The organism is Ignavibacteria bacterium, assembly GCA_016707005.1.
Taxonomy (GTDB): domain Bacteria; phylum Bacteroidota; class Ignavibacteria; order Kapaibacteriales; family Kapaibacteriaceae; genus UBA10438.
In genome coordinates this window covers 770,619-792,010 of record JADJIQ010000005.1, presented here as the reverse complement: position 1 = coordinate 792,010, position 21,392 = coordinate 770,619, and the positions used below count along the sequence as shown (strand labels likewise).

General features: G+C 50.3%; 19 protein-coding genes. 10 read left to right on the top strand and 9 right to left on the bottom strand.

From position 1 onward, the window contains the following. Positions 1-32: 32 nt before the first annotated feature. Genes mnmE through mnmG form a run of 4 tightly spaced genes read left to right on the top strand, consistent with a single transcriptional unit; the run spans position 33 to position 3,888 of the window. Positions 33-1,037 (top strand): tRNA uridine-5-carboxymethylaminomethyl(34) synthesis GTPase MnmE, encoded by a 1,005-nt coding sequence (mnmE, locus tag IPI29_11705; protein ID MBK7413210.1) that lies wholly within the window; start codon positions 33-35, stop codon positions 1,035-1,037. A 20-nt stretch (positions 1,038-1,057) separates the two neighbouring features. Next, positions 1,058-1,402: a hypothetical protein gene (locus tag IPI29_11700; GenBank protein ID MBK7413209.1), complete on the top strand. Its 345-nt coding sequence runs from the start codon at positions 1,058-1,060 to the stop codon at positions 1,400-1,402. 21 nt (positions 1,403-1,423) lie between these two features. Then, on the top strand, positions 1,424-1,951 hold the full coding sequence (locus IPI29_11695; protein MBK7413208.1) for a GNAT family N-acetyltransferase: 528 nt from the start codon (positions 1,424-1,426) through the stop codon (positions 1,949-1,951). Between the two features lie 59 nt (positions 1,952-2,010). After that, on the top strand, positions 2,011-3,888 hold the full coding sequence (gene mnmG / locus IPI29_11690; protein ID MBK7413207.1) for a tRNA uridine-5-carboxymethylaminomethyl(34) synthesis enzyme MnmG: 1,878 nt from the start codon (positions 2,011-2,013) through the stop codon (positions 3,886-3,888). A 65-nt stretch (positions 3,889-3,953) separates the two neighbouring features. Here mnmG and IPI29_11685 read toward each other — a convergent pair whose 3' ends face one another. After that, complete coding sequence (locus IPI29_11685) at positions 3,954-6,410, bottom strand: aryl-sulfate sulfotransferase (protein ID MBK7413206.1); 2,457 nt, start codon at positions 6,408-6,410, stop codon at positions 3,954-3,956. Between the two features lie 76 nt (positions 6,411-6,486). Here IPI29_11685 and IPI29_11680 point away from each other — a divergent pair, with 76 nt between their 5' ends. From IPI29_11680 to IPI29_11670, 3 genes are all read left to right on the top strand, one after another. After that, the gene (locus IPI29_11680; protein MBK7413205.1) at positions 6,487-7,245 is read left to right on the top strand and encodes a glycosyltransferase family 2 protein; all 759 of its coding nucleotides are present in this window, start codon (positions 6,487-6,489) and stop codon (positions 7,243-7,245) included. Positions 7,246-7,289: 44 nt separating this feature from the next. Then, positions 7,290-8,552, top strand: coding sequence for a serine--tRNA ligase (gene serS / locus IPI29_11675; protein MBK7413204.1), 1,263 nt, complete (start codon positions 7,290-7,292; stop codon positions 8,550-8,552). Between the two features lie 510 nt (positions 8,553-9,062). Further along, the gene (locus IPI29_11670) at positions 9,063-11,111 is read left to right on the top strand and encodes an aryl-sulfate sulfotransferase (protein MBK7413203.1); all 2,049 of its coding nucleotides are present in this window, start codon (positions 9,063-9,065) and stop codon (positions 11,109-11,111) included. Here the strand turns inward: IPI29_11670 and IPI29_11665 are convergent. Then, entirely contained in the window at positions 11,101-12,117 is a 1,017-nt protein-coding gene (locus tag IPI29_11665) for a M42 family metallopeptidase (GenBank protein MBK7413202.1), read from the bottom strand. The genes IPI29_11670 and IPI29_11665 overlap by 11 nt on opposite strands. Positions 12,118-12,217: 100 nt before the next feature. On the opposite strand from IPI29_11665, the gene IPI29_11660 reads away from it, so the two are divergent. Then, positions 12,218-13,471, top strand: coding sequence for an insulinase family protein (locus IPI29_11660; protein ID MBK7413201.1), 1,254 nt, complete (start codon positions 12,218-12,220; stop codon positions 13,469-13,471). Here IPI29_11660 and IPI29_11655 read toward each other — a convergent pair. The 6 genes from IPI29_11655 to IPI29_11630 all read right to left on the bottom strand — a co-directional run bounded on the left by IPI29_11655 (position 13,463) and on the right by IPI29_11630 (position 18,315). Next, positions 13,463-14,614 carry an aminotransferase class I/II-fold pyridoxal phosphate-dependent enzyme gene (locus tag IPI29_11655; GenBank protein MBK7413200.1) on the bottom strand — a complete coding sequence of 384 codons (1,152 nt, stop codon included), beginning with the start codon at positions 14,612-14,614 and terminating at the stop codon, positions 13,463-13,465. The two genes, IPI29_11660 and IPI29_11655, sit on opposite strands and share 9 nt — an antisense overlap. A 2-nt stretch (positions 14,615-14,616) precedes the next feature. Beyond that, the gene (locus tag IPI29_11650) at positions 14,617-15,675 is read right to left on the bottom strand and encodes an NYN domain-containing protein (protein MBK7413199.1); all 1,059 of its coding nucleotides are present in this window, start codon (positions 15,673-15,675) and stop codon (positions 14,617-14,619) included. Between the two features lie 72 nt (positions 15,676-15,747). After that, positions 15,748-16,476 carry an ankyrin repeat domain-containing protein gene (locus IPI29_11645; GenBank protein MBK7413198.1) on the bottom strand — a complete coding sequence of 243 codons (729 nt, stop codon included), beginning with the start codon at positions 16,474-16,476 and terminating at the stop codon, positions 15,748-15,750. A 27-nt stretch (positions 16,477-16,503) separates the two neighbouring features. Then, entirely contained in the window at positions 16,504-17,070 is a 567-nt protein-coding gene (locus tag IPI29_11640) for a hypothetical protein (GenBank protein MBK7413197.1), read from the bottom strand. Positions 17,071-17,082: 12 nt separating this feature from the next. Then, complete coding sequence (locus IPI29_11635) at positions 17,083-17,481, bottom strand: hypothetical protein (protein MBK7413196.1); 399 nt, start codon at positions 17,479-17,481, stop codon at positions 17,083-17,085. Positions 17,482-17,523: 42 nt separating this feature from the next. Then, positions 17,524-18,315: a hypothetical protein gene (locus IPI29_11630; protein MBK7413195.1), complete on the bottom strand. Its 792-nt coding sequence runs from the start codon at positions 18,313-18,315 to the stop codon at positions 17,524-17,526. A gap of 131 nt (positions 18,316-18,446) precedes the next feature. Here IPI29_11630 and IPI29_11625 point away from each other — a divergent pair, with 131 nt between their 5' ends. Further along, positions 18,447-19,391 carry an MBL fold metallo-hydrolase gene (locus IPI29_11625; GenBank protein ID MBK7413194.1) on the top strand — a complete coding sequence of 315 codons (945 nt, stop codon included), beginning with the start codon at positions 18,447-18,449 and terminating at the stop codon, positions 19,389-19,391. Here the strand turns inward: IPI29_11625 and IPI29_11620 are convergent. Further along, positions 19,388-20,065 carry a hypothetical protein gene (locus tag IPI29_11620; GenBank protein MBK7413193.1) on the bottom strand — a complete coding sequence of 226 codons (678 nt, stop codon included), beginning with the start codon at positions 20,063-20,065 and terminating at the stop codon, positions 19,388-19,390. The two genes, IPI29_11625 and IPI29_11620, sit on opposite strands and share 4 nt — an antisense overlap. On the opposite strand from IPI29_11620, the gene IPI29_11615 reads away from it, so the two are divergent. Then, positions 20,064-21,389 (top strand): replication-associated recombination protein A, encoded by a 1,326-nt coding sequence (locus IPI29_11615; GenBank protein MBK7413192.1) that lies wholly within the window; start codon positions 20,064-20,066, stop codon positions 21,387-21,389. The genes IPI29_11620 and IPI29_11615 overlap by 2 nt on opposite strands. Positions 21,390-21,392: the final 3 nt, after the last annotated feature.

Genomic DNA, 21,392 nt, shown 5'->3' with positions numbered 1-21,392 from the left:
CAAATAGCCGCAACGTCTGCATATTTTGCTTTATGACGACTCCTCATCTAACCGATACTATCTGCGCCCTCGCAACTCCCCCGGGTATTGCCGGACTGGCCGTTGTTAGAGTCAGTGGTCCATCTGCATTCAATGCGGTAGATCGGTTCTTCTCTGGTTCTGTTACGCTATCAGAGGCGATTGATCATTCCATTTCGTATGGTTGGTGGATCATCGAGGGCGCTAGAATCGACTCCATTACGGCGTCGGTCTTTCGCGCCCCACATTCCTATACTGGGGAGGATGTTGTAGAGATTGGGTGTCACGGCGGTTCGTTCGTTACGGAACAGATCCTCGGCTCTCTTCTCGAGTCAGGCGTAAGGCTTGCCCAACCCGGTGAATTCACCAAGCGGGCGTTCATGAATCGAAAGCTCGACCTTACACAGGCAGAGGCCGTGGCGGACCTGATCCATGCAGGATCCCGTGTAGGGGCTCAAACGGCTGCACGACAGCTGTCAGGGGGCTTCACGCGCCGTTTGACTGGTCTCCGTCAACAGTTACTCGATGTAATCGGACTCCTTGAGTTGGAGCTTGATTTCTCCGAGGAGGATGTAGAATTCGTCAACCGTACGGTTCTACGTTCCACTCTCCAAACGATCATCGATGATGTTGATGCTACTGCGGCATCTGCCCATAGTGCCGAGGTTCTGCGGTCTGGCTTTCACGTTGCCGTGGTCGGATTTCCCAACGCCGGGAAGAGCTCGCTCTTCAATGCGTTGCTGGGACGGGAGCGAGCGATCGTCAGTGACATACCTGGAACCACCCGAGATTACCTCACGGAAACGCTTTTCATTGACGGATACTCCATTCACTTGATCGATACTGCTGGGCTTCGCCCAACCGATGACCAGATCGAACTACAAGGAATCAGGCTGACAACTTCACTATTGGAAGAAAGCGACCTGATACTGGTTGTAAACGACCTATCCATCGGTGAAGCACATTCCGAGTCGCTAGTGCATGAGATCGGATCCAGATTCCCTACACACCCGTCCTAACGGTTCAGAATAAGGTTGATATGGTGACGTCAAAGCTGGATCCGGTGCAAGATCCGAATTCTGTGCTCTGTTCTGCTTCTACCGGATACGGTCTTGAATACCTCAAAACAGCATTTGCAGAGCGGGTAAGATCCAGTACTTCGGGAATCTCCGATGTATTGGTCAACGCCAGGCAGGCTCAACTCTTACGAAGTATTGCCGGACATCTACGCCTTGCTGTTGCGGGGCTAGATTCGGGCCTGTCCTCAGACCTCCTTTCAGTTGACATCCGGTCTTCAATACGCCTATTGGGTGACATCTCAGGAGAATCATGGAATCCAGACGTTCTGGACACCGTCTTCTCCAGATTCTGCATCGGTAAATAACAACGCTTGGAATACCATCCTATGACTACGGATCACACAATTCGCCCTCTAGAGATCGACGATTTCCCCGCATTTCTCGACATCCAAAAGGAGGCACTGCTACAAGCTCCTGAGGTGTTTGGCTCTGACCACGATTGGTTTGAGGGTCTTTCGGTGCTCTCGAAGGAACAACGGTACGAAAAGTACATGAACTATCCCTATCAGTACCTACTTGGAGCTGTGGATCCAAGTGGGCGGATCATCGGAATGATAGGCTATTCTGGTCAAGAACAGTTGAAATTGCGCCATAAGGGCCGACTTTGGGGCCTATTTGTCCTTGAGGAATATCGAGGACAAGGAATTGCCTCCAAATTGATTTCCTCCCTGATAGAGACAGCTAGGGACATTTTAGAAGTAGAACAGATCCAGCTGACTGTAAGCACTCGTAACGAAGCCTCCTACGGCCTCTACCTTCGGCTTGGATTCACGGTCTACGGCACTGAGTCGCGCGCTATGAAGGTTGACAATTCCTACGTCGACGAATATCTAATGGTCAAGTTCCTCGTATAGTGTTCCACGTGAAACATATTGAGCCGTTTTTCACGAAACACTAACCACCATTTTATGAAATGTTCCACGTGAAACATTCCTCACCCTCAGCTTTCGATATTCTCGTAATTGGTGGTGGTCATGCCGGCATAGAAGCCTCGATCATTTCTGCAAAAATGGGACTGAGAGTTGGTTGTATCTCGATGGATTTCAACACGATAGGTCGCCTATCGTGTAATCCGTCTATTGGGGGAAGTGCCAAGGGTCATCTTGCCAAGGAAATAGATGCTCTTGGGGGAGTAATGCCGAGAATAGCGGATGCGAGTGGCATTCAGTTCAAGATGTTAAACACATCTAAGGGTCCGGCTGTATGGTCCCCCCGCTCACAAAACGATAAAGACCTCTACCCTCTTTTTGCCCAGCACGCCATAAAGTCAACTCCAAACCTAACGGTGATATCAGAGACCGTAGTAGAGATCGTTGTCGAAAACGACCGCATCAAAGGCGTCAGAACACAGTCGAATGAACATATCACAGCCCAGGCAGTGATTTTGTGCTCTGGGACCTTTCTCAATGCTGTAATGTGGACCGGAACCGACGCAACGGCCGGTGGGCGTGTTGGCGAACGGCCTGCCGAGAGAATATCTGATCTTCTAACTGCACACGGACTCGAAAAAGGCAGGCTAAAAACCGGCACGCCGCCAAGGATCGACAAGCGGTCCATAGACTACAGGGGTCTTGAGCCCCACCTGGGAGATGAATTCCCTACCCCGTTTTCGCTCCACACAAAGAAGGTGAAGAATAGCCTGGCATGTTTTGCAACGAAAACTTCATCGTTGACCCATGACATGATGCGAGATGGCTTTTCTCGTTCACCGATGTTCACGGGGCTTATCACAGGAGCCGGACCTAGATATTGCCCTTCTATCGAAGACAAGATCTTCCGTTTTTCAGATAAAGACTCTCATGTGATCGTATTGGAGCCAGAAGGACTGAACACTGATACAGTCTACGTGAACGGGTTTTCGACCAGCCTTCCAACAGATATCCAAGATGCCGGATTGAAGAGTATTAAGGGGCTTGAACAAGCGAATGTTCTGAGATACGGCTATGCTGTTGAATATGACTTCTTCTTTCCCTACCAACTGACCTTCGGACTCGAGACAAAGGCCATCAAGGGGCTCTTCTTTGCCGGTCAGATCAATGGTACCTCTGGCTATGAAGAGGCGGCGGCTCAAGGCTTGATCGCGGGTATCAATGCAGCACTTCACGTACGGGGAGAAGGTTCATTCTCACTGCAACGCTCTGAGGCGTATATCGGCGTGATGATCGATGATCTTGTAAACAAGAACACAGAAGAACCATACCGGGTGTTCACCTCACTTGCCGAGTATAGACTCCTGCTGCGAATTGACACAGTCTATGATCGCCTCATGCCATATGCAAAGAGACTTGGCGTTGTATCAGAGGATATCTACCGGCGCTTTGAACGGGAGCGACGCTTAACGGAGAGACTCTCGAACGAGGTGAGTACCGCAAAAATCACTCCTGAGGTTGCCAATCCATTCTTGAATGGTTTTGGCGAGGACTCCATCTCAGAGACCACAACTCTTTACAACCTGGTAAAGCGGCCAGCGGTGCGACTCTCTCCCCTGCTTGATCTCGTAGGAGCTTCAGACCACACACTTCTTGAAGAACACCCGCGTGTAGTTCACGCAACAGAGACCGCAGTTAAATATGAAGGGTACATTCAAAAGCTTCATCGAGATGTTGAACGTTTCTCGGAACAAGAGCAGATGAGGATACCGGGTGAGTTCGATTACGCCAGAGTCAATAGCCTCTCTACAGAAGCCCGTCAAAAACTTATGAGAATAAAGCCCACCTCTCTTGGGCAAGCCTCGCGGATCCCGGGTGTATCAGCATCCGATGTTTCGATCCTAGCACTCTATCTGCGTTGATCGCATTCGAAAAAGAAAGCGGAGGTACGGGAAGCCCCATACCTCCGCTTATTTTGTAAATATGTTTACCGTGTAATTGAGAGTACCTTTGATACTACGCCGTGTGGAGTGTAGAGTCTGACGATGTACGTCCCAATAGAAAAATCCGAGATGTTCAACGTTGTGCCTGTTCCCACAAGTTCGTGATCACGAACGAGCTCTCCGGAAAGCGCAAACAACTGGATACGTGAAACTGGAGTTGAACCGCCAACGAACAACGTAGTGGTTGCGGGGTTTGGTGCGAGAGAGATGTTCGTCAGCATGACATCCTCTTCTACACTCGTTGAGATCTCCCTGATCTCAACGATCGCAGCCGTTACATCATCTGCTGCAATGTTGTCACCATCCAACGTACGGACCTTAATGACATACCCCGTTCCAACCGGAACAGTAACAGGAACCCGCCATAAGAAACCACCCGACGAAGCTTTAACACTGTCACGGATGACAGATACTACCGAACCATCCTTGAGTAGCTCAATCCTAGCAAGGCCCACAAGATTGGTATTCCATGTGATCACATATGAACTGTCATGTGTCCACACGACCGAACTCGCTGGTTCAACCATTTCAACAAAGGGAGTACGAACGACAAACGAGTCCGTGTTTGAGAACTCACTCGAAACCGAAAGAGTGTCGTTGGGGGCATTGAAATGGGAAGAGGCTCTCCAGTGATATGTTCCAGGGATCAGCGCAACTGTAGTATCCTTGTCTGACGCTCGTTGCGATGCGTGCACAGTGAGACCATTGACTGTACTTACTACGTCATATGTGAAACTAGATGCTGTTCCCTGTGGAGAGATCTGGAGTGGCACACCTTGTCCGGCTAAAACGGCCTTACCAGCGATAGGTGATATCGGACGTGGCGCGAGAAGAGTACCTGGTAGTCCTTCTAGAGGAGAACCAAAACAGAACTCACCAGCCCACGCTGTATCCACAACGAGTTCACGTGACGAGGGATTAAAGCGAGTACGAAGTTGACGGAAGGGCCCCTTGCCGATCGAATCTCTGTAAAACACAACGGTCTGTTCCGGACCGATGATACCTAACTGATCAACTTTGAAACGGAACTCGCCGGCATGTTCAACCATTCCCTCTTGAGTGAGCGTAACCCTACACCGTTGAACGGTCTTCGGTGGCAAAGAAGGGGCTGTGGTGTCACCACGCCTGACAACAAATCTCGGACTCTCCGGTGACCACTGGTAACGAGTTGCCGTGGTTGTGTTGTAGAAGAAGGAGATTAGCGTGTGGTATGTTACCGTTAAACCAACTGTGTCTGTTGAGTTCGTATAGGTGTAGGTGTTCGTTGGAAGGATCTCGTCTATGAGGACATCTGCAGCAGAACGACCTGTTGGATATGCCCCCTTCTCAGCTTTATAGGGATACATCATGTTGGGAAGCTTTGCCTCGAAAACAAGTGATCCGGCTGCGTCTACTTCTGTGATCAATGTCTTTCCATCATCAAAGGCAGAGCCCCACGCCATAAGTCGGTGTCCATCAGGCAATGTCTGAAGTGACCCTTGTACACCGGCATACACATCAGGAGTGTGACGATATTGCCATACGAGAGTACACGTCTTGTTGACCTCATCTAATCGATATTCAACACCCCGCGACCATTGTGGAGTGCGTTGTGATCCATTATCAAACAACGAGATATTTCCGTTAGATAGCCGACGGATATCGTGTTGGTAAGAGAATTCAGGTGGGTCTGAGATCCCATTTTCTGCACCAAACGTAAACTGATTTAGTTTTCCTCCCAACACCCACATCACCTCTCCGGTGGTGCGATGGATCTTTGCGACAAGGGAAGCGTGACGGGCACTTATCAGGAAGTTTCCGTCCGTGTCTACGTCCACGGCATTCAAATGGAAATACCGGATGGCAGCAGCGGTTAGTGACTCATATGATACGGTCACGGGAAAATGGTCCAACGCTCTCCACTGAAAGATGATTCGTCCTGTAATGTCAACCTCTTGTAGGATCATTTGCTGAACTGAGGCAGCGGGGTTGCCACCAGGCACCAGCTTACTCATGTCAACGATCAAATCTTCTTGCATGATCACAAGCCGATTTCCGTTGGGCAACACCATGAAGGAGTGCATTGCGAGGTTGTAGCCGTTTCCACCGTTGATCGAATCCCGAGTGGCAAGAGTAGAATCAACCAGGTAAATAGAGGATGACGCGCGTGGTCCAGAACCAGCTGCCTGAAACACAGAATAGCCCAGTCTACCGTCCGGCAATACACGAAAGTCAAAAGCGTATTCCGGTATGAACCTCGATTTGACCACTGCGCCCTCTTTGTCTAAGACAATGAGTGAGGGGGCATAGGGAGGAGCAGGAACACGGCTGTTGGGGGCTATATAGATGAACCCTGGTGAAGGTGTGGTGTTCACTGTAACTTCAACAGGGGTAAGGGTCTGACCCAAACCGCGGACAACAATGCCGCATAAAAGGCAAAGGAATATGGTGAGGCGGAACATAGTGGTGTTGGATGGTGAGATAGAAACTTCAATTTCGGGATTTTGTGACAAGGGGCGATGTAGTTTTGTCAACTCTATGAATTCAGCCTTCCAACCCATATCTGCAGTGATCATCTGTAAGAACGAGGTGCGATCCATACGATCGGTTCTAAGGGCTCTTAAGGGGCACGTGGACGAGATCGTGGTGGTCGATAGTGGTAGTACGGACGGAACGCTCGATGTAGTGCGTTCGGAAGGTCTGGAACCAGTGTTCCACGCCTTTGAGGGATATGGGAAACAGAAACAGTTTGCCTGCTCTCTTGCCACCAACCCGTGGGTACTGTCAGTCGATGCCGATGAAGTGATATCCCCAGAACTTGGTCAAGAACTGAAAGAGTTTCAAGGCTCGTCTACCATTACGGCATATAGAATAACCCGACGCTTTCGATTTCTGGGACGGACGTTCAAACATGGTCACGGAGCGAGTGATCTACCGATCAGACTCTTCCGAACAGATTACTGCAGATTCGACGATGCGGAAGTGCATGAATCTGTCAAGGTAGAGGGAGAGATCGGTCTAGTAGATGGTGAAATGCTTCACGAAAGTTATGTCGATCTTGCCCAGTACCTAGAGAAATTCAATCGGTACACGAGTATTGCGGCCGAGCAGATCGTGAATTCCGGTAAATCAAGAAGTGTAGTTTTAACAGGGCTAATGATCCCCTTCTACTTTCTCAAGAACTACGTTGTATGGGGTAACATTCTCAATGGCACGCACGGATTTATCTGGTCCGTTCTATCATCATTCTACCCGTTCGTGAAGGTAGCTAAGGCGTGGGCTCTGCGTAAACAGTAAATTTGTAGCAATTCCCTACAAATCAAACCGCTAGACGCCCCGCCATGATCGATATCAAACTCGTTCGCGAGAACCCAGAACTCGTTAAGCAAAACTGTATCAACAAGAATGACAACAGCGATATCGATGCGCTGGTAGCTCTGGATGTACGACGCAGAGCGATCATTCAAGAAGTAGAAGAGCTTAAAAGTAAACGCAACGCGGTTACGCTTGAAATATCTGCGCTGAAGAAAAGCGGTGCGGATGCTAGCGATATGATAACGTCCATGCGAGAGGTTGGAGATAAGATCAAGGAGCTCGATGAGATCCTTCGGGAGGTTGAAGAGAATATCTCATCGATCATGCTAATGATCCCGAACATCGCTCATCCAACCGTGCCTATCGGAAAAGACGCAAACGATAACGTTGAGGTTCGTCGTAGTGGTGAGTGTTTGGAAAGATCTTGGCACGTAGACCACATCGAGATCTCTCGTCGACTCGGCATCCTAGATTTCGAACGTGGGGCAAAAGTGACAGGTGCTGGATTTGGCTTCTATGTGGGGAAGGGGGCTCGGTTGGAGCGTGCGTTGATCAACTTCTTTGTTGATACCAACACCGAACTACACGGATACAAGGAGATCATGACTCCGTTTGTTGTGAACTCCGATTCTTGCCGGGGTACAGGTCAGCTACCGAAGAGCCAAGATGATATGTTTTACGTCGAAAAGGACGACCTATACCTCATCCCTACAGCCGAAGTACCGATCACAAACTTCCACCGAGATGAGATCATTTCTGGAACAGACCTTCCGGTGAAATACGCGGGGTATTCAGCTTGTTTCCGGCGCGAGGCGGGAAGTCACGGTAAAGACACAAGAGGTTTTCTTCGCGTTCACCAATTCAACAAGGTAGAACTGGTAAAGTTTGTCCGACCTGAAACCTCTTACGATGAACTGGAGAGTTTGGTTGGAAATGTAGAGTATATCCTTCAGCAATTAGGACTAACGTATCGTGTGCTTCTCCTTTGCAGCGGAGACATGACGTTCGGTGGATCCAAAACATATGATCTTGAGGTGTGGTCTCCATACGAGCAGAAGTGGCTTGAGGTGAGCTCTTGCACAAACTTTGAGTCCTTCCAGGCCCGTCGGGCCAATATCAGATATAAAGAATCAGCGTCTTCAAAGCCAGAATACCTTCACACTCTCAACGGTAGTGGACTTGCAACCTCGCGTGTATTGGTGGCGTTGCTAGAACAATACCAAACGGAAGACGGTCACATCCAAATCCCTCCTTGCCTGCAGAAATACTGTGGTTTCGATGTGATCTGAGATGCGAACATCGGTAATTCTCTAGAACTCAAAATTCACAACACCTCTTCATCATTCTTCTCTTCTTCTTTTTCTTTAAGAGAAGAAAAGACAGGAGATGATGATAATATGATGTGGAAACGGTGGACAGAACGATATTTACACCTCTTATGGATCGTTAACCATCAACATTTATTACTACTTGCAGCACCGTCCCCAATGCACGTTGCTGAGGGGATAACACTGTGGTAATCCACCCCCCTTTCTCATAACAAGGGATATGTTCTTCTTGATGTCCACATCCGATGTATGAGAGACAAATCTTTCCTTCACTTATTCATACCATAACACACGAAACGTGGATAGATCTGTTCATACAAGTACTTGCAAGGTCTCAATTCCATTATACCCTTACATACCAACAACTTACCTTGATGTGGATTGTTGGTAACATGGTAAAAACACTGTTAACAACAAGCCCCAGCCCCTTCTGCACCCGTAACGTTTTGATCTTCATACAGTTAATCGGGCATGATGACGTTGGCAACACTCGCCCTGCTCATATCGTTTGCATGCCCCCAAGACGATAGCCTCCGGCTGATCTATGCCCCTAATTCGCGCGTTCATGTAGCAACTCCCGGAGCCCCGTCTCCTGGGTACTTCCTGATCAGCTCGATCGACCCGGATTCTATCGGCTTTATCGATAATGCCGGTGTTCTTGTTCATGCCATTCAGACTGGCCCAACAACGAACCTTGAACCTACGCCGTATGGTGGCGTAACGTATTTCAACGGAAACCTCCAGAAGTATGTCCTTCTCGATGACAGGCTCAATCCGATCGATACATTTGGTACACACGCCCCCTACAAGACGGACTTTCATGAAGGCTACCAGGAGCGTGGACGAAGGTTTATTGTGATCGGGACCGAAGATCGACAGAAGGACATGTCGATGGAGATTCCAGGTGGAGATCCTTATGCGATCCTGATCGGTGCCGTTATCCAAGAGTTCGACCGTTATGGTCGGAAGACATTTGAATGGAAATCCATAGACCATGTAGGACCTAATGAATCAACGGACGATGTTGATGTAAGAAATAAACGTATTGACTATATCCACGTGAACTCGGTTGTTGAAGATGTTGATGACAACTTCTTGGTCTCTTGTCGCAATACAGATCAGGTAATCAAGATCAATCGTAAGACCGGCGCTATCATGTGGCGGCTAGGCGGTAAGGCAGCGAAGAGAAGCGACTTTACGATCATTGGAGATGACGTGAATGGCTTCTCCGGATTCTCTCATCAACACTCGGTGTTTCGCGCTCGCAATGGCGACATCATGATGTTCGATAATGGAAACCTGCGTCCCTATCCATTCTCTCGCGCTGTTTCGTACAAGCTCGACGAGAAGAAGATGATAGCCACAAAACAATGGGAGTTTCAGCCACAACAGAAGCAGTTCGCCCCCACAATGGGAAGTGTGCAAGAGTTGTTTGATGGAAACATTCTTATTGGATGGGGATCAACTCCAACAGGGTTGGTGGCAACAGAAGTTGATCGTTCGAACACGATCCATGCAGAGATCAGAACTGATGTGCCCCTCATTATTCCCTATCGAGTGCGTAAGGCAACTGCCGGTATGACGGGATATCGTAGAACGATCGATAGTGCCGGATCATACAACTTCGCGTGGTATGATAGCACTACTAAGGCTAGAGTAGACGTACAGCAGGTCTATTCACCAACTACCGTGGTCATCGAACGGCATCCCTACCAGCCCCATAATCTACTCTTCTTCACCGATGTGCCTTGTTTGATCTATCCTACACGGTGGACCGTGCGTGCTGGAGATCCAACGGCGATCGATGCTTCGCTTCGTCTGGATGTCTCCCGTCTTATCGGTAACATCGAGATGCAAGATGTAGAGCTGTTCCACCGAGCCATTGAAGGTGATGAGCCATTCTCAGCTGTTGACGCAACCGTGCTTCCCAACTCAAATACATTTGTGATATCGCCGATCAGATATGGCGAGTACATGATCGCAACAAAGTATTGTCAGGAGCCGGCACTCACGCGCCCAATGAACAGAAGCGACGTCGCATCACGGTCGGTGGATCTATCATGGACTACGGCGCTTGGAGCCGATGGTTATGAGATCGAAGTATCTACAGAACCAGACTTCAAGACCACGCAAGTGTTCATGAGAACTCAACTGGCAGATACAGTCATATCTGGACTACATCCCAATACCACCTACTACTGGCATGTTCGCGTTGTCAGACACCCGGAGTCCGGTCCATGGACCGTTACATGGTCCTTCGAAACAGAATCTTTGACGAGTGTTGACGAAGACATTAACCCACTCAGTGAAACCGTATTTCTTGATGGATCAATTCTGCGTTGCAGGGGTTTCGGTCCTGAAAGTACAGTTCGTGTTACCGATATCCTCGGAAGGGTTTCGGCTGAAACGAATGTCAACAACAACGGTGTGGATCTCAGCGAGATCTCGCGTGGAATACTCTTTGTAACCGTTCACGAGCCGAACGGAACTGTAACGTGCCGAACGATCATCAACCCTTAAACGTATCGTTGATGTAGGCCATACACAGGTCCACGGTTGCCTTCATTCCATCAACGTGAGTACGTTCCATGCCGTGTGATGCATGGACACCTGGACCGATAAGTGCCACACGAGCATCAACGCCCGCTCGCCACGCAGCTGTTCCGTCAGAGCTATAGAACGGGTAGACATCCAGAGCGAACGGAATAGACTGGTTCTCTGCCAGTTGAACCAGCCGCTTCCGAAATCCATAATCGTATGGGCCTCCCGAGTCCTTGGCGCAGATCGAACACTTCTGTTCTGAGCCTTCGAGCTTCTCTCCTACTACCCCCATATCGATCACCAAGAGCTCATTCACAGTCTCACTATAGGAAGGGGCTCCACCGTGACCAACCTCTTCGTACGTGCTGAAGAAAAGTTCAACAGGAACGGGCACACCACCAGAAGCAACCTGCCGCGCCACCTCAAAGAGAACATAACAACCTGCTTTGTTGTCAAGGAAGTGACTCTTAACGAAGCCATTCGGTAGTGCTTGGTACTTTGGATCGAAGGCAACGATGTCGCCAATTCGTATTCCAAGTGCTCTGACTTCATCTGCAGTCTTCACCGACTCATCAAGCCGTATATGCATGCCATCCGGTGTCCTCTCAAGAGACGCAGCCTTGTTATTGGCATGGGTAGAAGGGTCATTCAGTAGGAGAGTTCCAGTGACGACTTTTCCATCGAGGGTGTGGAGTCGTACGTAGCCCCCTTCAAAACTTGGAAGTAGTGGTCCGCCAAGTAGTGAGAAACGGAGAGTACCGTTGGTGTTAAATCCGGAAACGATGGCCCCAAGTGTATCTGTGTGAGCAGCCAGGGCAAGTGTGGGTGCGGGACCCAATCCGCATCTCACAGCCCCTTTCACGGTACGAATGGGGCTGAATCCATAGGATCTCAGCGTCTCCTCGATAAAATCAGCAGCTGATGATGTGAATCCGGTGGGAGAGTCGATCGCAATGAGTTGTTCGAGGAGATGAAGAGTGTCCATGACTATTCGATTGGTGTCGTAGGTTTGTGAGGTCTAAAAAAAACAACCTACGACATCGACCTCGTAATTCGAAACTACTGACCACCAGGGCTATCACCACATGGCACACATTGACATTCACGACACACGTCTCAGCAATGGACTCCGTGTGATCATTTGTCCTGATAGGACCGCTCCCGTTGTGAACGTTACGGTGATGTATCGCGTGGGCTCTCACGATGAACATTCCGGCAAAACTGGTCTTGCACACCTTTTTGAGCATTTGATGTTCGACAACGCAGCGCCTGAGAGTGAGAAGCAATATGATGTGTATTGCACCAAGGCTGGTGGTTCAAACAATGCCTACACCACCTTCGACTATACCGCCTATCACATCGATCTCCCCTCCCACCAGATCGAGCTGGGATATTGGCTGGAGGCAGAACGGATGCGTTCGTTCCGGATCACGGATCATGCGCTTCAGACGCAACGCAGCGTGGTTGTTGAGGAGATCAATCAGAACGTCTTCAATCAGCCCTATGGTATCTGGCGTAAGGCCCAGCAGGCAATTGCGTACGACGCTCGGTCTTCCTACTCTTGGGATGTTTACGGATCTGCAGATGATGTCTCCGGTGTGTCAATGGATGATGCAAGGGGCTTCTTTGAACGTTTCTACCATCCCTCCAATGCTGTTCTCTGTGTATCGGGTGATGTAGATGTTCCTCAAGCGATCGAACTCGCACAAAAACACTACGGTGATATTGGCGATTCAATGGAACCAATCAAGCGTACGGTCTTCGACGAGAACTACCGCCGGTATGGAACACATCAGGTAGTTGCCGATGCTGTTCCGATGACTGCGGTCTATGTGAGTATTCACCTCCCCGGATTTCTACATAGCGAACTCCTTGATGCCGAGATCGCATCAACGATCCTGGGTTCGGGTCGTAGCTCTGTATTGTACCGGAGTTTAGTATCTGAAAAGCGTATTGCCTCAACTGTGGGTGCTTTCATTGACAGGAGAGCACATTCTTCCTTGTTGACGATGTATGCGTATGCTTCCGAAGAAGAAACCTCTGCCGAGATACTTGTTGACGCGATCTATGAGGCAGTTCGGGGCTTGGTTCTCACTGAAGAGCGACGTTCCGCCGCAGTGAACCGGCTTAAGACGAATCTCGCTGCAGAATTGCAAAAAGTAAACGGGGTGTCCGATACAGTTGCTTGGTCTACGCTCTTTTGGAACGATCCGGCCTATGCTAACACCATGCTCGATAGGTATACGGCGATCGGAATGGAGCCAGTGCAGAAGATCATTGAGCAGTGTGCTGATCCGACGAAGACCGTACGACTCGATGTTGTTCCGAAGTCAGCCTAACACAGCCCTAAGTCGTTCTGCAGCACGTTCCAACGTTTCGTCTTTCTTTGCAAAACAAAACCGTAGGGCACGATCAGAGTGAGCTCGATGATCACTCACAAACGGTGATATCGGAATTGATGCCACGCCGACCTCTCGTGTTAGGCGCAGTGCCAGATCCACATCTCGCTCGTCGCTGAATTGTTCATATCCGAGCAATTGAAAATAGGTGCCCGTACAAGGCCGTACAGTCCATTTGGAACCGCTGAGAAGCCCCCTGAACAGATCTCGTTTTTGCTGAAAGAACGTGCTCAGACCTGTATATGAAGACGGATCTTGCATATAGGTTCCTAAGACCGCCTGTGCAGGCGTGTTGACGCAGAAGGAAATGAACTGATGTGCCTTCCGAAACTCCGACGTGAGGTGCTGCGGGGCTGCGCAACATCCAACCTTCCACCCCGTGATATGGAACGTCTTACCAAACGAGGTGATGACGAATGAGCGTTCACGAAGTCGAGCATGAGCAAGAACGGAGTTATGAACAGCTCCGTCGTAGGTAATGAGTTCATATACCTCATCACTAAGGACGATGATGTTCGATCCCTCACAGATATCGGCGAGCTCATTGAGGTCGTCCGATGTGAGAGTAGAACCACAAGGGTTGTGAGGAGAATTCACGATGATCATCGCCGTACGATCTGAGACAAGGGATCGTACGTGATCCCAATCTGGTCGGTACAAAGGGGCGGCAAGTACGGACGGTACCACAATGCCACCATTGAGTCGAACTGCAGGAGCATACGAATCATAACACGGCTCAAACACGATCACTTCGTGTCCTGGTCTCACTACCGTAGCAATTGCGGTGGCTAACGCAGCGGTACCTCCCGGAGTGATGGTGAGTTCATGAACTGGGTCAACAGTGATGCTGAACATCGACCAATATTTTGCTGCCACTGCTTCGCGGAGAGACAGTAAGCCGGGCATAGGTGCATACTGATTGAATCCATCCTGAACTGCCTTGGCGAGAAGGTCTGCTAGACTGGGGTCTACAGGATAGTCAGGAAAGCCCTGAGACAAATTGACGGCACCCACCTCATTGGCGAGTGCCGTCATTGTCGAAAAGATCGTGGTCCCAACGTCTGGGAGCTTTGATGAGAACATGTTTAGATGCCCTGTTCGTCGTCCTCCACCACATCATCGTCGAGCATAAGTTTTACGCTCTTTGCAACTTCATCACCATCACGATTGAAGCCAATGCTGAATTCAACCGGATCGCCTTCTTGCAGCTCCGGGAAGTCCGCATTCAACAGATCCGTTGCGTGGAAGAAGAGGTTGTTCGGTGGATATTTGATGAAGCCATACCCATTCTTGAGGCTAAGAACATAGCTGTCAAACCGTTCACCAGTTGGTTCTTCAATGGCTACGTCCGAATCAGCTGCTAAAACACGCGGAGCACGTGGTTCGCGTACGTCACTAATGAGCGGTGTTTCCCTGATCTCGCGACGGGGGGCGGCACCCACAACATCGGAACTGTAGACAACTTGACGAGTGGCTGCTTCGTCACGCTTGACGAAGAGGTTCTGGATGATAGGATCGTTTCGCATGGCACGATTTTCAATGAGTTCGTGCATGGAGATCGGATACGTAACTTCTTCGAGCAGTTCCTGAGAGGTACGGGTTACGATGTGTTTGCCTTCGTTGTCATCAAACTCAAAATCCCATGAAAGAACCATCACACGGGCACCGAGGTTGTTGAGCTTACGAACGAGTGGAACGTAGTCGCCATCAGACGTAATGAGAACAACCACATCGAATTGTTTGAGCAGTGTTAGCTCATACGCTTCGAGAGCCATCCACACATCAATACCTTTCTCTTCGCGTCTGCCTCCGGAGTTTCGGATCGGGAGATAGTGCGTGATAACGCCTTCCCACATAAGGATGTCTTCGAAGACGCGATCATAATACAGGAGATTGCCGCGTGTTTGGGCTTCATTCGCAGAGATACGTCCGCGGAAGAAGTGGCTGTCTACGATCTGGCAAAGTCTTGTATCGGTTGCTTCCTTCAATCCTACCTGTGCACGAATGAATTCGTGGAGGCCTCTGAGGCTGATGCGACTGTTACGCGGGTGGTTGAACGCGTAGTAGTTGCTCACGTGAAGGAAGTAATTCCCGTCATAAAAGACCCCAATGCGTGTAAGCTTAGAGGTGTTTAACAGGGCCATATCAGCTCCTAACTGGAGATAGTAACGAAAAACTATCGTCTATTAACGACCGCCCAACATAGGTCTAAAACATCAATATTTTGCGCCGGCCTTTTCTAATAATGCAATAACTGCCCTACGGCGATATTCCCTCGCATAGGCAAGAGCAGTCTTCATAGAGTGATCAACAAGGGTAAGATCTGCCTTGTACTTCAACAGGATTCGCACCATTTCATCCTCTCCCAATAAGGAAAGGAGCATAAGCGGGGTGCGTCCTTGAAGATCTCTCGCGTTTGGGTCAGCCCCCTTTTCAAGCAACTCATCTACAGCCCCTAGATGCCTACCACCGCATGCGAGCATCAATGGTGTATTACCTTTTAGATCCTTGAACTCGACCACTGCCCCGGCTTGAATCAGGTAGGTGATGGGGTTGGTGTTTCCCATTTGCGCGGCTACAAGCAATGGCGTGCGACCCTTGCTATCGATCCTATTCGGATCTGCTCCGGCTGCAATGATGAACTGCATGAGCTGATCGCGGTTATTGAAGGCTGCAGCATGAAGGGCCGTCATTCCGCTTTTGGATTGGATGTTTGGATCGGCTCCGGCTTCAAGGAGGGTTACCACCATGGCACTATCATTGGCAATGGTGGCGATCATCAGCGATGTTAGACCGTCTTGATCCACCTCATTGACGTTCGTGGTCTTTTTAGTAAGGATCTTCTTTACGCTACGAAGATTACCGGTCTTGACCGTTTCTATCAGATTCTGGGCATACACTGAGAGTGGGCTGCCAGCAATAGACAACCCTAGAACGATCAACACCACCATCAACATTCTGTACATATGCCCTTAGAAACCTTGCTTCTGGATGAAAATACCCTTATCGACCTTTGAGAAGAAGTCTTGATAGAACTTGGGATCTTGTATCACATAGACCTCAACCGGGTTACCAAGATTGTCGATCACCTTTGCCTGGAAGTTAGCTCGAACCTTGCTACGCCGACCCAACTCCGAGACATTGATACTGACCTCTATCTGCTTGAATTTATTGTACCGCTGCTCCTGGCGGTCCGTTGTGGTCTTGGATCTGCTTCCTGTGGATGACCGAAAAACGGTCTCGAACACGTCGGTCCAGTACTTATCTGTAGAACTCGTACCACCGGAGAGCTGGATCTCCTTTGTTGCTGTGAGAAGCCCGAGATCGGTAACTGCATTTTTAACGACAAAGCCATCATCCTGCAATACGTTCAGCATTGCCTTCATGATGAGCTTTACGTCGTTCGTATCAAATTCCCGCGTCTGAAACTCACGCGTCTGCAATTGCGTCTGAGGAGTAGCAGTAGGGGGCGCCTGGTTGATGATCGTGCAGGACGATACAACAAGAGACACGATACCGATGAGAAGGATTGATTTCATTGGGGCGACGGATTAGAACTTACTTGAATGATATGTGAATGATTCCACTCTACCATTCGCATCGAATTTGATCACAACAGTGAGCGTACGCTGTGTTGTGCTGGATGCACCAGACTGATTACTGAAGCCCCCTAAGATCAGAAAGAGTCCATTCTGACTTTCAGAATACGATGCTTCCGTAGCGATCTTGTCATAAACCCAGGTTTCGCGTTCCTTTTCGTCCTTGGTAACGATGTTTGGCGACCCAAGTGCTTCAACAACAGACGCGCCGGCCATACCCTTCTTGATCTCGCGTTGCACCACACCAACCGTCATCTCACGGTCTTGTGTTGACTTTAGGTCTCGCTGATTGTCCTGGGCCGTTCTGCATGCGCCTACTGAAAGCAGGATCACTGCAGCAGCGCCGATCATGAGTGTTCGCATTGTAATGTCTCCGAAATGTCGATGGAAGATTTAGAGTTGGATCATGATGCCCAATTGGAACACGATCTGTTCCGGTGCATCAACTGACACGTTCCTGATCGCAAAGGATTGATTGGCCGTGGGTTCTACAAGAGGAACTTCCACACTTGTTCCCCAGAGGTACCGCATCCGAACGTCGATAAGTGTCCGCTGCAACGAATTCGGTAACGTAATAACGTCAGCGATCTTCACAGCAAAGCCAGCTCCAACTCCATAGGTAAGATTCGCCCCTCCTTCGCTTTCCGTTTCTGACGGGATCTCTTCACCATCCTTGTACTTCTTCGCTGTGAGTACGGAGGAATAGATCGTGGTACCGCCAACGAGTTCGGCATAAGGAAAGACCCATGTAGCGATGTTCGCCTGGAAGCGTGCAAAGGCTAGGATGGGGATCGTGAAGTTTTGTGTTGAGAGTTCCACGCGATCACTAAAGAGCGAACTTGAACCGAACGTGCGCTCACGTGTTCCAAAGAAGTGCATGGCAAACTCGCCCCCTATCACCAGCGGGATAGGATCGAAATTATACCCACCATTGAGAGCGAAGCCATACCCTACGTTCGGTCCGCCTAGGCTATCATATGCCTGCCGTAACGAAGACTGCGGAATGGATTGTGAATAGTAGAGGCCGAACTGAGCGGGCAGACTGTTCTGTTTGATCCGGTCGATCATCATTTGATCGGTGTCGGTCTGTTTTGTTGCTGTGAGCAACGGCGAGGAAGTATCTGCCTGCGCAAGCCCAGTGACTGCGGCTACAACAAACAGAAAACTGGCAAGGGTTGTCTTCATAATACACGCCTCATACGAGACAGGCCGCACATTGTTTCGCAAAGTTACGATCTCCTTACAACGCGATGGTAACTCGGTGGCGTGGTCTGTAGACTCTAGATTGAGACCAAACAGTTCCGGGGGGAACCTACATGCAGAGTCGACGGGAACTACTTCGCACAATGGTGCTGGTAGGTGGTGCTATCGTAACAGCACCGCTTCCGGTACTATCGCTAACGCCGCAAGGAAGAATCGGGAGATCCGTCTCACAGCTGACGCTGGCTGAGGCAGATGATTGTTGCCTGTGGGCCTGCTGGTTGGGGCACTCCACGGTGTTGATGAATATCGGAGGGTCGTGGATCATCACCGACCCCGTCCTCTTTGATGCATACGGACTGTCCATGCTAGGACTCACGATCGGGCCACGACGCATCTCGCCGCCCGCGATGTCCGTTGATGAATTGCCAAAACCGGACCTTGTTCTGCTCTCACACGCTCATCTCGACCATATGGATCGGAGATCACTCGGGGCGATAAGTGAGCGGTGGTCCGGTGAACTCGATGTGATCACAGCTGCAAACACTCGGGATGTGATCGATGATCTGCCTTGGCGCTCTGTGAACGAAATGGACTGGGGCGATAGAACAACAGTTGCCGGAGTGTCACTTACGGCACTTCAGGTGCGCCATAATGGATGGCGAATGCCCGGTGAACCGTGTCGAGCGAATGGACAGCCCCGTACAGGGCGGAGTTATAATGGCTATCTCCTCGAACGAAACGGCGTGAGCGTGGTATTCGGCGGCGATACCGCCTACACGAAGACATTTCAAGATATCAGACGACCGGTAGACCTAGCCATCATGCCCATTGGCGCGTACGATCCGTATCCCGAGACCCACTGCAATCCGGAAGAATCACTGAACATGGTGGATATGATGCGTGCGAGATCGATGATGCCTATTCATCACTCCACGTTTCGGCAGAGTGAAGAGCCTATTTCCGATCCAATGAATCGACTTCGCACGGCCATCGAACGGTCAAACACCAAGCTCGCAGTTCGAACCATTGGCGGGTCGTTTGCTATCCAGCGCGCCTAACGTCCGGGGTAAACCGTTGGCTCTTCCGGTTGAGTAAGGGGCTTCTCCTTTGCCACAACACCAATACGGGCACTGCCCACTCCCCATGCCTCGTTGGACGGGATCGGGCGAACGTCCTTGAGAGCGCCGATGAGGTCAAGTCTGCATACGGAAGACGTGTGCGGGATTCGAAACGAGAGAGAATAGGCTGCATCAAGTGGACCGTTGAATACTTTCGGCTCGGAAAAGATCCATCCGGTAACATCGATCTCTGCCGCTCCGGTCCGGCGAGCATATTGCTTTCCGCCTCTCGGCGACGGAAAATTCTGCTGATAAAACGTATTGCTGAAGGTTGAGAAGAATACGGTATCTCGGGTGTCGAGCGTAATGAGCATTCGGTCGTCATCCTCAACGCCGTCCCAAGAGCCAAGAATGTACAGCAACAGGTCGATCACGATGGTATCGTGCTCCGGAAGGTCTGTTGCGGTCAGCCTGATACTGTCGTTCCCGAACGGTCCAAGGTAGGATCGTTTGGCTGTGGTGATGACGATAGGGGCAGTGCCCGACCATTCAGAAAGCCCCCTGCCTTTTGCTCGAGATGCATCGAACTCATATCCCCATGCAAGTGGGAGTACAAGCAAGAGAACGCCGGCAATACAGTAGTTTGGGAGGAACATACCGAGCAACATAGTCATGGACAGTCTGTTTGACGACGAACGGCCGAAACAAGAAGTGCCTCCGCCTGATGCACCGTTGGCGGAAAGGATGCGACCACGAACGATCGACGACGTGGCCGGACAACAACACTTGTTGGCATCGGGGTGTCCATTACGCGTCTTTGTGAATCGAGGCGAACTCCCATCGATGATTCTGTGGGGTCCTCCGGGAACGGGAAAAACAACACTTGCCCGTGTTCTTACGGGTTCGATCGGAAGTCCGATGGAACGCCTTTCCGCCGTAGAAGCAGGAGTAAAGGATCTTCGAGAAACCATGCAGCGAGCTGAACGCCATCGGAAAATGGGGCGGCGTCTCGTGCTGTTCATCGATGAGATCCACCGGTTCAACAAGGCGCAGCAAGACGCTCTCCTCCACGCAGTTGAACGCGGACTCGTGACGCTCATCGGCGCAACAACCGAAAACCCGTCGTTTGAAGTGAACAACGCTTTGTTATCACGTTGCCAGGTCTATCGCCTTCAACCTCTGAGCGACTCGGACATTCGTTCGATCCTAGAACGCGCGCTTTCGATCGATGATCAAATGAAGAGCAGAAACATCCTCATCGATGATTGGGAAGCCTTGTTGAGTATTGCAGGGGGCGATGCACGTACCGCCCTCAATGCCATCGAAGCTTCGTCCTCCATTGCTCCGCAGGATGCAGATGGTATGGTTCACATCACACGTGATGTACTGCGAACAACGGTACAGCGACGAGTTCTGGCCTACGACAGAGCAGGCGACGTGCACTATGACACCGTATCTGCGTTTATCAAATCGATGCGAGGCAGTGACCCCGATGCCGCACTTCTCTACTTGGCCGTAATGATCGAAGCCGGAGAAGATCCAACATTCATCGCCCGACGTATGGTGATCTTTGCGAGCGAGGATATCGGCAATGCCGATCCAATGGCGTTGCAAGTAGCCCTGGCCGTGTTTCAGTCCATAGAGCGCATCGGCATGCCGGAGGGGCGTATCCCACTTGCACAGGGTGTTACATATCTCGCATCTGCGCCGAAGTCAAATGCCTCTTACTTGGCGATCGATGCAGCACTCGCACTGATTCGGGAAGGGGCAGATGTGACCATTCCGATCCACCTTCGCAACGCACCAACTCGATTGATGAAGGAAATGGGTCACGGTAAGGACTACGTCTACCCACACGCTTCACCCGGACACTTCGTACGAGAAAGGTACTTTCCTGAGGCGCTCGAACCTCAGGCATTCTATCGTCCGGATGATCAAGGCGGTGAAGTGGAGATAGCCCGGCGACTACGAGATCTCTGGCCAGAGCGCTATTCCTAGACG